Origin of the sequence: Psychrobacter nivimaris, assembly GCF_009812035.1 — a bacterium.
GTDB lineage: Bacteria > Pseudomonadota > Gammaproteobacteria > Pseudomonadales > Moraxellaceae > Psychrobacter > Psychrobacter nivimaris.
Map to the genome: position 1 here is coordinate 1 of NZ_VZIZ01000006.1, position 12,124 is coordinate 12,124.

Annotated in this window: 10 protein-coding genes; all 10 read right to left on the reverse strand. The window is 45.0% G+C overall.

Features of this window, described 5'->3' with window-relative positions; genetic code table 11:
- Nucleotides 1-318: 318 nt before the first annotated feature.
- Nucleotides 319-1,344 (reverse strand): L-threonine 3-dehydrogenase, encoded by a 1,026-nt coding sequence (gene tdh / locus FQV37_RS01765; RefSeq protein ID WP_160021044.1) that lies wholly within the window; start codon nucleotides 1,342-1,344, stop codon nucleotides 319-321.
- A gap of 63 nt (nucleotides 1,345-1,407) precedes the next feature.
- Complete coding sequence (kbl, locus tag FQV37_RS01770; RefSeq protein WP_160021045.1) at nucleotides 1,408-2,598, reverse strand: glycine C-acetyltransferase; 1,191 nt, start codon at nucleotides 2,596-2,598, stop codon at nucleotides 1,408-1,410.
- Between the two features lie 380 nt (nucleotides 2,599-2,978).
- Complete coding sequence (locus FQV37_RS01775; RefSeq protein WP_102090847.1) at nucleotides 2,979-3,170, reverse strand: hypothetical protein; 192 nt, start codon at nucleotides 3,168-3,170, stop codon at nucleotides 2,979-2,981.
- A 29-nt stretch (nucleotides 3,171-3,199) separates the two neighbouring features.
- Complete coding sequence (locus FQV37_RS01780) at nucleotides 3,200-4,075, reverse strand: N-acetylmuramoyl-L-alanine amidase (protein WP_102090846.1); 876 nt, start codon at nucleotides 4,073-4,075, stop codon at nucleotides 3,200-3,202.
- A 94-nt stretch (nucleotides 4,076-4,169) separates the two neighbouring features.
- Nucleotides 4,170-5,528 carry an APC family permease gene (locus FQV37_RS01785; protein WP_160021046.1) on the reverse strand — a complete coding sequence of 453 codons (1,359 nt, stop codon included), beginning with the start codon at nucleotides 5,526-5,528 and terminating at the stop codon, nucleotides 4,170-4,172.
- A 157-nt stretch (nucleotides 5,529-5,685) separates the two neighbouring features.
- Nucleotides 5,686-6,465 (reverse strand): MOSC domain-containing protein, encoded by a 780-nt coding sequence (locus FQV37_RS01790; RefSeq protein ID WP_160021047.1) that lies wholly within the window; start codon nucleotides 6,463-6,465, stop codon nucleotides 5,686-5,688.
- 214 nt (nucleotides 6,466-6,679) lie between these two features.
- A complete protein-coding gene (gene rsfS / locus FQV37_RS01795) occupies nucleotides 6,680-7,093 on the reverse strand; it encodes a ribosome silencing factor (RefSeq protein ID WP_057758112.1) in 414 nt (137 codons plus the stop codon).
- 131 nt (nucleotides 7,094-7,224) lie between these two features.
- The gene (locus tag FQV37_RS01800) at nucleotides 7,225-8,157 is read right to left on the reverse strand and encodes a nicotinate-nicotinamide nucleotide adenylyltransferase (RefSeq protein WP_160021048.1); all 933 of its coding nucleotides are present in this window, start codon (nucleotides 8,155-8,157) and stop codon (nucleotides 7,225-7,227) included.
- 220 nt (nucleotides 8,158-8,377) lie between these two features.
- Nucleotides 8,378-10,525: a phosphate acetyltransferase gene (pta, locus tag FQV37_RS01805; protein ID WP_160021049.1), complete on the reverse strand. Its 2,148-nt coding sequence runs from the start codon at nucleotides 10,523-10,525 to the stop codon at nucleotides 8,378-8,380.
- Nucleotides 10,526-10,678: 153 nt separating this feature from the next.
- A complete protein-coding gene (locus tag FQV37_RS01810; RefSeq protein WP_160021050.1) occupies nucleotides 10,679-11,911 on the reverse strand; it encodes an acetate/propionate family kinase in 1,233 nt (410 codons plus the stop codon).
- Nucleotides 11,912-12,124: the final 213 nt, after the last annotated feature.

Sequence of the window (12,124 nt, forward strand, 5' to 3'; positions counted from 1 at the left end):
GATCGCATTAGTAAGCATTTAATCTAAATGGCAGTTACACAGAATCTGGGATGGGCTCGTCTACAATTAGTGAGCCTTTCCTAATAAGTAGTCCCTTTCTTAGCCTCAGCAATCAATTCATGAATCTTAGCACTTTCCTTTAGCACGCAAGAGTCACAAGCAGAAAGCCCCTCAGACTCTTGTTCTTTTTCCTGATCTTGCTAGGCTCTCTCATCACTCTTTAAAGTCCAAAAAAAACGGCACTGAAATCAGTGCCGTTTTACAAGTCGTGACAATGTACACCCTAACCATGGCTGATCAAATGCTGAATCGCCAAAATCAATCCCAGCTTAAAATCACCTTACCGCATTGTCCACTTTCCATGATATCAAAGCCTTCTTGGAAGTCATCAATGTGCATGCGATGGGTAATGATTGGCGACAGATCAATACCGCTAATCAGCATTTGCTCCATCTGATACCACGTCTCCCACATCTCACGCCCATAGATACCTTTTAGGGTTAACGCTTTAAAGATAATCTTGCTCCAATCCACCGTGGTGGTGTTAGGCAAAATGCCCAAGAGCGCAATTTTAGAGCCGTTATACATGTTAGTAATCATCGAATCAAAGGCCTGAGGCGAGCCTGACATTTCAAGTCCGATATCGAAGCCGTGCATTTTTAACGTATCGATAGCGCCTTCGATGGTTTCACCTTTGGCTGGGTTGATGGTCATCGTCGCGCCCATTTTTTTGGCAAGCTCTAGGCGATAATCGCTGATATCACTGACCACAATATTACGCGCTCCTGCAAATCGGCAAATCGCCGTTGCCATTGACCCAATCAGCCCCGCACCCGTGATTAGAACATCTTCACCCAGTACAGGGAATGAAAGGGCAGTATGCGTGGCATTGCCAAAAGGGTCCATAATAGCGGCCATCTCATCGCTGATACGTTCATCGAGTTTGATGACATTATCGGCAGGTATCACCAAATATTCGGCAAACGCGCCATCGCGGTCAACGCCCACGCCGATGGTGTTTTCGCACACATGTAGCTTACCGCGGCGGCAGTTACGGCAATGCCCACAAGCAATATGCCCTTCGCCTGTGACTCGATCACCTACTTCAAGATGCTTGACGCCATCGCCCATTTCACTAATGACACCGACATATTCATGTCCGATGATCATTGGCGTGTTTATGGTTTTTTGTGACCATTCATCCCACTTATAAATGTGCAAATCTGTGCCACAGATGGCGGTTTTTTTAATTTTTATTTTAACGTCATTGATGCCGACCGTTGGTTCTGGCATGTCTTGCATCCAGATGCCTTTTTCGGCATGAGCTTTAACCAGTGCTTTCATACTTTTCTCTTATTTAACGGTGTTGTACTTAAGGGTTGAATCTAGATAAATATCGAGCGACGCTTAATCAATCACCTTCATTTGCTTGGCGACTTTGATAAAGGCGGCGATACACTGGTCGAGCTGCTCGCGAGTATGGGCGGCAGAGAGCTGCACACGAATGCGAGCCTCATTTTTGGGTACGACAGGATAGAAGAAACCAATCACATAAATGCCTTCTTCAAGCAGTGCGTCTGCCATCTGTTGCGAGACGTTGGCGTCATAGAGCATCACCGCACAGATGGCCGATTCGGTAGGCTTGATATCGAAGCCCGCATCTTGCATTTGCTTGACAAAATAAGCGGTATTTTCATGCAGTTTGTCTTGTAGGGTATTGTCCTCTGCTAGCATCTCAAATGCTTTTAACCCAGCGGCCGCGATCATAGGCGGAATGGAGTTTGAAAACAGATACGGGCGTGAGCGTTGACGCAGCATCTCAACCATTTCTTTTTTACCCGTCGTAAAGCCGCCAATCGCACCGCCAAATGCCTTGCCCAAGGTACCCGTGATCAGCTCAATATCACCACGTAGATCAAACAATTCAGTCACGCCGCCACCCGTGCGACCGACCACACCTGCTGAATGACACTCGTCAATCATGACCATGGCATCGTATTTTTGTGCCAACGCATAAATCTCATCCATCGGTGCCACATTACCATCCATTGAAAACACGGCATCGGTGACAATTAAACGAAAACGCTGTGCTTGCGCCGCTTGCAATTGCGTTTCTAAATCTTGCATATCCGCATTGGCATAGCGATAACGCGCAGCTTTACACAGGCGTACACCATCGATGATTGAGGCATGGTTTAACGAATCAGAAATAATGGCATCTTCGCTGGTCAGTAGTGGCTCAAAGACACCGCCATTGGCATCGAAACAGGCCGCATAAAGAATCGTGTCTTCGGTATTAAAAAATTGAGAAATCGCTGCCTCTAATCGTTTATGCAAATCTTGCGTACCACAAATAAAACGTACCGATGACATGCCATAACCTGAGTCTTCAATGGCTTGGGTAGCCGCCTTTTTAATCTCAGGATGGTCAGACAATCCAAGGTAATTATTGGCACAGAAATTCAGCATTTCACGGCCATCGGCGATCTTGATGAGCGCATCTTGCGGAGAGGTGATAACGCGCTCGTTTTTATACAGCCCTGCCTCGCGTATATCACTGATTTCTTGTTGTAGGTGTTTTTGAAAGGCTTGATACATAAATATTCCTTTTTTAGTATTATTGGTGTTCATTTGATAATAGAGATATTGGGACTGGTAATAGAACTAAGCTATCAAAAGCCGCGCATCATCCTAGTCATCATTAAAATCAACGATAAAACCAAAGATGCGGGAAGCCAATGAGATGGTGCGAGCAGTGATACTATCTATAACCCTGTGAGCGGTGATTTTATCATTAGCCTATCGCAATAAATAGCCTAAATAGTTGGTAGATAGGCCTTCTTTTATAAAGTGATATAGTGCTGTTTAGTTGTGGTATTGGTTTCATAGCGGCTTAGCTATGTCTCAAAACATAAGACATCAACTTGCGCATCTTTATCATCTTGAGTGGTAAGCATTGATAAGTACTGTCTATCCAGTTATTCATCTTTGGGACGCTTCTGAGCCTCAGCGATCAACTCATGAATCTTGGCGCTTTCCTTTAGCACACAAGCATCATAAGCAGAAAGCGGCTCAGGTTCTTGCTCCTCTTTCTTTTCCTGCTCTTGCTTGGCTTTTTCTTCTAGATACTTTTGTAGATTGTCTTGCTCATCTTTTTGAGAATTATTCATGGCTTATGTCTCCTGATAGTCTGTATTCTTTAATAAAAATCATCCCGACCAGCATACTTCTTATTTAGCGCTTGCAATATCGCATAGGTCTCGCTATCCATATGACCCGTTGGCTGCTGCGCTCTAAAGTGCAGCTGAAACGCATAGACGACATCACGACTGGCTTTGTCCCACGTATCGGTATCGTTGATTTGATAGCCGTATTTGCGAAACGCTTGCTTAATTTCAGGTATCGTGGCCGACGCAAATCCATCTTGATTCATAAAGAACTGCTTATCAAATTCATCATACCAAGCGCCGATACCGTAATCGAAATACAGTCTCTCCCACGGAAATTTGGCACCGGGGTCTATCTTGCGCGAGGGTGCCATATCGGAGTGACCGATGATATTCTTTGGTGAGATGTCATAGCGTGTGGCGATATCTTGCACCAGTTGTGCGACTTTTTTAATCTGCAATTCATCAAATGCCACATAGTGCGCATAAGGATGATAATCGAGCGTGCCATTTTTTAGCGCGTCTCGATATTCAGGCTTGATACCGCTATTGACAATCTCGATACCGATAGAGGTATCGTTTAATATCGTCCGTCCTGCAAAGCCGCCATCACCTGCATGCCATGCGCGCTCGCTCTCTGGTACTAGGTTATAGATTTTATCGTCATCATTGTCTAATACCAGATAGTGCGCGCTCACATTGCCCGTGGTCAATGTCTTTATCGAGCGTTCATTATCTGAGACTGTATAGTGCAAGACGATGGTTTTGACGCGCTCGCTTTTGCCAGTAGCTTGGTAGGTTTTACTATCCACAATGTAGCTGTCAGTAGTGGCTACTGGAGAGGTAGTCGTGACGCAGCCAACCAACGGCAGTGTTAGGCCAAACGCTAAGAAACTATTTTTTACCATGAAGTGCTCTGTACGGGAAAGTTACGGTTATAGCATCGTTTGCATTTGATGCTGCTGGTGTTTATTTCGCTCGACAGCTAAATGCTGCTGGTCGTTAATTAGGATTGAGGTTAGGGTTAACCGCGATTTTTTTATAACCAATCGCCCCGAACAGAATAAAAAGCCCTAGCAAGACATAAGCGTTGAACGACAGCGCTGCTGGTGAAAATGGTAGCAGCAATAGCGATATAAAGACCACACTGATTAATACAGAGAGATAATTTAGCAAACCCGCTTGTTTCTTTTTTCGCTCATTGATGAGGTCGGCGGTCGTGACATAAGCAAAGCCAACGGTTATACCCAAGGACGCCATTGTCACGATATCGAGTAGATAATTTCTACCTAGCCAAGGAGAGAGTAGGCACACCAAGCATATCAATATAACGGTCTTTTGCTTACTAAATTGGTTGTGTTTATCTGTAAATATACTAGGCAATAATGACGTGTCGCCCATAGATTCTAAGAGCTTGACCGATGACAATATAAAGCCATTGATACCGCTCATTATCGAGCCAATCATAGCGATCGATAGCAGCCAAATGCCGATGCTACCAATCCGATTGTCTATGCCTTCACCCGTTGCCCAGTGGCTGTCTTTGATCGCTTGATAGTCAAAGCTCATGTTTAGCGCGGTAAAGTAGTTGATCAAAAAGTAAAATAACACACCAGCGATGAGTGAAATTAGGATAATACTTTTGGTCTTGGTTTTTGAATCGCTAATGGCTTTTGAAATCTGCGGTGTGGTCTCAAAACCAACATACGCCCACGGCATAACGGCCAAGATAGGTAACCATGCCAGACTGGTAATAGAGCTGCTAGACATGTCAGTTGGCAAAAATGCTTGGCTCGTTGGTGTCATCCAAAGCGAGGCAAAGAACAGCGCGGTGACTGATAGAATCATAAAGAGGGCGATATAGAGTTGGATTTTTGCGCCGACTCGTACGCCTTTTAGATTGATATAACTGAACAGAATAATAGCCGCGCTGCATAAGAACACTTCACTAGCGTAGACTTCCCAACCAGCAATCGTATACAGATAGCCTAATTGTAAGCCGCTAGGTAACAGATAGCGCAGTAGCAAGGCGACAGCTGATATATTGAGCGCGATAATAGAAATATAGCCTATCGTGACGCCCCAACCATAAATATAAGCATGCTTGCGATTGATGTATTTTTCAATCCAATAGATACCGCCTGACTCGTTCTCTGGCGTTTGGGTCAGCAAATTAATATAGGCACGTGCAACCATATAGATGGCTAAAGTACCGATAATAATAGCAACAGAAGAGCCTAATAGCTGTGACTGCGGCAAAAACAAATCGCCTGGCATGACATAGGCACCCCAGCCGATAATCGCACCAACGCTAATCGCTATCGCTTGTAGGTAGCTGATACTTTCCGTCTTTTCACTCATGGAATGCTCCTTCACGATCAAAGATGGAGGAGGAGAGAGTGTTTATTATGGAGCTGACATAGAACATGAGAAACCTTGTGATGCCATTACGCAGGGTAGTGGCTATCTTTTATAAATAGAAAAGTCATATTAAAGGTTTTTGTTGAGTGTTACCTTTTCAATCCTGTTGGATTTTCTTAGCCAGAACCTTTTTCCAACTGTCCTCTAAACAGTCAATCGCGAGCCACGGTTCAATCACATTGGCATCATATTTCTCTTTAGAGTTTGCCAGTTGCCACAGTGTCTCAAGTGTTGCAAACGAATAAGGGCGCTCAACCAAATACACCGGTAAATCAGCGTCTATAACGCCATCACGGACGACTTGGAAGTACCAACCAGAGATGCCTTGCTTGCTGACCCATGCCGCGATATTTGGTACTTTGGTAAATTGGCCAATTTGGTCGTTGATTTTGTAGCAGGGGCGTCGCGGTTGGACGATACGTAACTGAACGCTAGCATCATCATTACTAATGTCTTGATCGCTTTCAAAATGCCCACCATATTGAAAAACATCGCCAATACAAACCATAGATTCGGTCATTTCAGGCAGACCATTGATAGCTTCAGTCGTAAGGTTTTCTCCTAGCGTACCGACGCGAACCTTTAAACTGAATTCTGCATTGATTCTTTCATATGTTGCAGGCGCTAGCTGATGCACGGCTTTGAGTGGGCCACCATGATGCTTGCGGTCAGCCTGTTCATCAGTGGTTAAGCCCATAAAGTTGACGGCGACAGGAGATTTGATAGGTGCTTTATCAATGGCGCTCATTTCTTCACGAGCAAATGGCATAGACTTACCAGCGCGAACACAAGTGAGGGTAGCGATATGTAGGGGCAAGTCTTGGTTAAAGTCTGTTGAAGTTTGCTCAGGTGATGACGTGATCGATTCTGCGCTCATAAGGTTTCCTAATAGGTAAAATGAATAGGCTAAGGCGGCTTAATTTTAGCGGCTAATAAATACTAATATGAAATGAGCTTATCTGTACTCAATGATGTATCTGATTATACTGGTTCATCACCATAAAATTTACATAAAAAAAGACCAGAATAAGTATTCTGGTCTTTTTGGTGTAGCGTTTCTTAATTTTGAACAAATATCGTCACTGACAAGCTTATTTGTTTTTGTTACGACGACCCGCAGTTTTCTTTTCGCGCGGCGTAGCAACCAGCTCAGCCAATTGCTCAGGTGATGACCATAGGCCTTCTAGGTCATAAAACTCACGTGCTTGTGGCGTCATCATGTGGACGACAACCGCGCCCAAATCGATCAACGTCCAATCAGAGTCGATGCCACCTTCACGGCCAAGTGGCATAAAACCAGCTTGCTTAGCTTCAGCGCCGACGCTATCAGCCATCGCACGTACATGACGCTTTGAGGTACCATCAGCGATGATGATGCGCTCTGTTACGTCAGTCAACTCTTCTACATTCATTACAGTGATGTTCTTTGCTTTCATATCATCTAGAGCGCTTTGTACTAGGGTCAAGCATTCTGTTAGGCGTTCTGCAGTCATGGTGTTGGTCATAAATTTTAATCTCTTGAATCGTAAATATGTAAAATAAAGGGGTAAAACGTCAATTTGTCTTATCCGACTGATCATATGTCGTCAGTCACGCATAGAGACAGGATAGGCAAAATGACATAGATAAGGCGATTTTAACGGAATTGAACAGCAGAATATAGCTGATGGGCGATAATATAGTGATAAACAGCAGGATTTAGCCATTTAGCTAATGGATTAGATTCAGTATTGCTAATGATATCATTTATTGATGCTATAGATGCGATTTGCCGTTGAGCGACTGGCATTTTATTTGTTTGATTGTCTAGTTTCAGTAGCTGCTCGCGTATTTGTGTGCTTGATACCGCAGTAATAGGTCGCGAATCTATATAAATGCGTCCTTGAATGGCGTTTTTCAAGTCAGTGTTATTTGAATTTAAGCTATTTGTCGAGTGTTGAATAGTTGGTGTTAGCAGCTCGATAGGTGAGTCTATTATATGGGGCTGCAATGACGATGGTAATTGCGTTTTTAAGAAAGCAATATCTTGTACGGTCGCTGTATTATTTTTAGAAGAGATAATACTGTCAGAAAATTTTTCGCTAACACCATCACTCACATCGGTACTGCTCTGACGATTAAACACCCATAGATTGACATGGTCAGTGAGACGTAAGCCATCTTTCCATTTATCCAAACTATGGGCGCTGTCCATACCCATGATAAATATCAAACTGTCATTAGGATATTGTTGTCTTAATGTGCGTACGCTGTTGATCGTATAGACTGGCGGCGCTTGCCACAGTTCCAGCTCATTTATCTGTATCGGCGTATTCTCTGTCGCTAGTTTTAGCATGTTTAAGCGATGGCTAGGGTCTGTACTTTGTGTCTTAAATGGCGAGCGTGCATTGGGTAATAAGGACACATGCAGTGTGCGCTGTAGCTGCGTTGCAATTGGTAGTAGGTGCTGATAGACAGACATCGCTACTTCTAAATGACCGTTATGTACTGGATCGAACGAGCCGCCAAGATAAGCACGAATGGCAGGTTCAGGTGTTTTCTCTTGAGGGCTGTTGCTCGTCTTTGGCATAAATAAATGTATAAAAGCAGGTATGGCGCACGTGGTCGTTGATGCACCTTGCTCTTTTACTGGCTGACCTTTTTAGGTTAAATAATTTGATGATAGCGCTATTGTAGAGGGCACGCGAGCATCTGTCACCATTGTCTGTCACCAAAGCACCAATAAAAAACCGACCATCATAATGATAGTCGGCTTTGTATAGAACTTTAATTAGCGAGTCTTATAGCGATTAAATCAAATCGCTATACGCTTGGATAGCGGTTAACGCGATGGTATAGACGATATCATCGACCAAGGCACCACGTGACAAATCATTCACGGGTTTATTCAATCCCTGTAGCATAGGTCCGACACTGACGACGTTGGCACTACGCTGTACCGCTTTATAGGTCGTGTTACCAGTGTTGAGGTCAGGGAAGATAAAGACATTGGCCTGTCCAGCGACAGGTGAGTCAGGCGCTTTTTGCTTACCGACGCTCATGACAGACGCCGCATCATACTGTAGCGGGCCGTCGACTTTGAGGTCTGGTGCGCGCTCGCGCACGATTTGGGTCGCACGGGCGACTTTTTCGACATCCGCGCCTGCGCCTGATGAGCCAGTAGAGTAGCTGATCATCGCAACTTTTGGATCGATACCAAAGGCATCAGCAGACTGTGCTGATTGAATAGCAATCTCAGCCAGCTCTTCAGCGTTAGGATCTGGGTTGATCGCACAGTCACCATAGACGACCACTTGCTCAGGTAGCAGCATAAAGAATACTGACGACACGAGTGAGTACTGCGGCGCGGTCTTGATCAACTGGAATGCTGGGCGTACCGTATTGGCAGTGGTATGAATCGCACCTGAGACCAGACCATCTACTTCGTCTAGTTGGAGCATGATAGTACCTAAATAGACCGTATCTTTTAGGTATTCAGCAGCGACTTCTGCAGTGGTTTTGCCTTTACGGCGCTCTACGACAGCAGCGATATATTTGCTCATATCTAGGTTGTCAGGATCGATAATTTCCAACCCTTCAGGTAGCGTTAGATCACGGTTTTTGGCCACTTGCTCAACGTCACTACGCTTAGCAAGTAACACGCAGTTGGCGATACCGCGACTCTGACAGATACAGGCCGCTTCGACCGTACGTGGTTCCGCGCCTTCTGGCAGCACAATACGTTTTTTGGCGTGTTGTGATTTTTTGACCAATTGATGGCGAAACGCTGATGGTGACAGACGCGGCTCATGATTACGGCTGAAGTATTCTTTAATCCAGCTTAGATCCAAATGAGCAGCCACATAACGAGCCACTTCATCAGCACGTTCTGTATCATCACTTGGAATCTCAGAACTCATATGCATCAGGCTCTGTACTGTCTCGTAGCTATCGCTTTCGACACTCATGACAGGGATGCCAGTTTTGAGCGCTGACTGCCAAAGCTCAGCAACTGTATCGCTTGGGGTAATGCCACCTGTCAATACTAGACCTGCCAATGGAATCCCATTGATACAGGCCAATCCAGCGGCTAATAGCAAGTCATCACGGTCGCCGGGCACGACCATTAACGTACCACGCTTAAAGACTTCATTGACGCGCGCTACTGAACGAGCGGTTAGGCTGATACGATTGATACGTCGTGTCTTCGCTTCGCCAACATTTAGCCAAGTCGCATCGAGCTCTGTTGCGATATCCCATGTGCGTGGCACAGACAACGAGTCACTAAAAGGCACCACCCCGATAAGGCGGAATACTTCGGTATTGAACGAAGGCGATAGACGCTGTACCTCTTGCAGGAAGTTCGGATCTAAGCTGACAACGGCCTCACCCGGCGCGACAGGTTGATTGTCAAACGTGTTCGGCACGTCTTGTACCCGCATCAATATCACGCCTAGCGTCCGTGAATCTATGACACCGCCAAACTCACGAGCATGGACATCCAGTTTATCTGCTAAATAAGCAGGTTTACTGATATCAGCAGTACTGACAAATATAATCTTGGCATCGAGCGCGTGGGCAAGTGCACGGTTGATTTGTGAAGCATAAGAGGTCTCAGTGGTTGGCACCAGACCTTCACAGATAATCACGTCATGACCATCATCGATCGTATGAAAATTGGCAATCACTTCTTCCATCAAGTCATCAAGATTGTCATCGCCTAGCATACGCTCGACGTGTTGACGGCTGATAGAGTCAGGCGGATTTAGGCCAAATGCGTGCATGGTCAATGCGCTTGAGCTGTCTAAGCTGTGCTGTTTGTCTAGCGTATCATCTTGCAAAAACGGCTTCATAAAGCCCGCTTTGATACCGTTATAATCAAAGGCACGGATTAGCCCTAGCGCGGCTGATGTCACACCGATACCGCGACTAATGGGAACAAGTAAAATGGTTTGCATAATGTGTCCTACAATTTATTTTATTTTAGACGTCGAGTCATTTTGAGCAGCATGAGAAATGCAGTATAAACACACCAAGCGCTTTATCTTATTCGTTATCAGCTTTTTATAAGCGTCTAGAACGATAAGCGCTAGGCATTATAATCAATCGTCTTATACTAAGTTCAATGCTTGACGAGTCTCTTGAGCGATGCGGTATTCTTCATCTGTAGGAATAACCCACAGCTCGACACTGCTACCTTCTGCTTGGAAGCTGCCTTCTTGGCCACCATACAATCTAGCGTTCTTTTCAGCGTCCATTTTGATACCGAAATGACGCATGACGGCTAAAATACTTGCGCGCGTGGTGACAGAGTTTTCGCCGATACCACCTGTGAATACAATACCGGTAAATTCAGGCAGTGCACAACTTAAGCTGGCGAGGTATTTACCAGCGCGGTAGCAGAACATCTCGATGGCGAGCTGCGCATCTTTATGGCCTTCGCTCGCAGCTTGTTCAATAGTACGCAAATCATTTGATAGGCCAGAAATACCAAGCAGACCGCTTTCGCTATTTAGCATCTTATCTGTTTCTTCTAGGCTAATACCGAGCTGACGCTTTAGATGCATATGTAAGCTTGGGTCGACATCGCCGCTACGTGTGCCCATCATCAGTCCCTCAAGCGGGGTCAGACCCATGCTGGTATCGAGACTTTTGCCATCATATACGGCAGTTGCTGAGCAACCATTGCCTAGATGCGCAGTAATCCAGCCATGAGGACCTTTTGCTTCGGTGATTTGGCTAGCACGTTCTGAGACATAGGCATGAGACGTACCATGGAAGCCATAACGACGGATTTTGTGCTCTTCGTATAGATATTTTGGTAACGCATAGCGAAAGGCGACAGGTGGCATAGTTTGGTGAAAGGCGGTATCAAATACCACAACTTGTGGAATGTCAGGGTAAATAGCTTGAACCGCTTCAATACCCAAAGCATTTGCAGGGTTATGTAGTGGAGCCAATATCTTTAGACGTTTCACTTCCTCTAACGCATGCTGATCAACGCGAACGGCTTGAGAGTATTCACGGCCGCCATGTACCACACGGTGCCCGACTGCGATGAAATGATATTGCTCTAATAGCTCTAGGATTTTTTGCAGGGCAAGTTTGTGACTACCACCAGGGATAGAAATCTCTAACTTATCGCCATTTAGCGTGGTGTGTTTGATACGGGCTGTATCGAGACCTAAGTTTTCGGCAAGACCGGTGATACGAGTAGAATTGTCATCGCTAATCAACGCGTATTTGATAGAAGACGAACCGCAGTTGAGGACTAAAGTGGGGCTAGTTAGGGTTGATGTTTCGCTGTTCTTATCATCAAAAGTGGTACTTAGGTTGGCGCTCATACTCTATCCTTAGATTGGTTTTTATAAAGGGCAAATCAATTATATCGTTCGTTCGATACAAAAAAGACGTCTATTGCCACGTCCTGTTTTATTATCATCAAATGCTACATCGCTGATATCTCAAGTGCTGTAGTAAAGGTCACTGAGACATGATGTCATTATTATATGGAGTTGATAACCGCCGAATAAATAAACATCAGCCATATCTATGCT

What these genes read in the sequence shown, in the direction of transcription:
- tdh (WP_160021044.1), bottom strand. Translation starts at nt 1,344, where the DNA reads ATGAAAGCACTGGTTAAAGCTCATGCCGAAAAAGGCATCTGGATGCAA.
- kbl (WP_160021045.1), bottom strand. Translation starts at nt 2,598, where the DNA reads ATGTATCAAGCCTTTCAAAAACACCTACAACAAGAAATCAGTGATATA.
- FQV37_RS01775 (WP_102090847.1), bottom strand. Translation starts at nt 3,170, where the DNA reads ATGAATAATTCTCAAAAAGATGAGCAAGACAATCTACAAAAGTATCTA.
- FQV37_RS01780 (WP_102090846.1), bottom strand. Translation starts at nt 4,075, where the DNA reads ATGGTAAAAAATAGTTTCTTAGCGTTTGGCCTAACACTGCCGTTGGTT.
- FQV37_RS01785 (WP_160021046.1), bottom strand. Translation starts at nt 5,528, where the DNA reads ATGAGTGAAAAGACGGAAAGTATCAGCTACCTACAAGCGATAGCGATT.
- FQV37_RS01790 (WP_160021047.1), bottom strand. Translation starts at nt 6,465, where the DNA reads ATGAGCGCAGAATCGATCACGTCATCACCTGAGCAAACTTCAACAGAC.
- rsfS (WP_057758112.1), bottom strand. Translation starts at nt 7,093, where the DNA reads ATGACCAACACCATGACTGCAGAACGCCTAACAGAATGCTTGACCCTA.
- FQV37_RS01800 (WP_160021048.1), bottom strand. Translation starts at nt 8,157, where the DNA reads ATGCCAAAGACGAGCAACAGCCCTCAAGAGAAAACACCTGAACCTGCC.
- pta (WP_160021049.1), bottom strand. Translation starts at nt 10,525, where the DNA reads ATGCAAACCATTTTACTTGTTCCCATTAGTCGCGGTATCGGTGTGACA.
- FQV37_RS01810 (WP_160021050.1), bottom strand. Translation starts at nt 11,911, where the DNA reads ATGAGCGCCAACCTAAGTACCACTTTTGATGATAAGAACAGCGAAACA.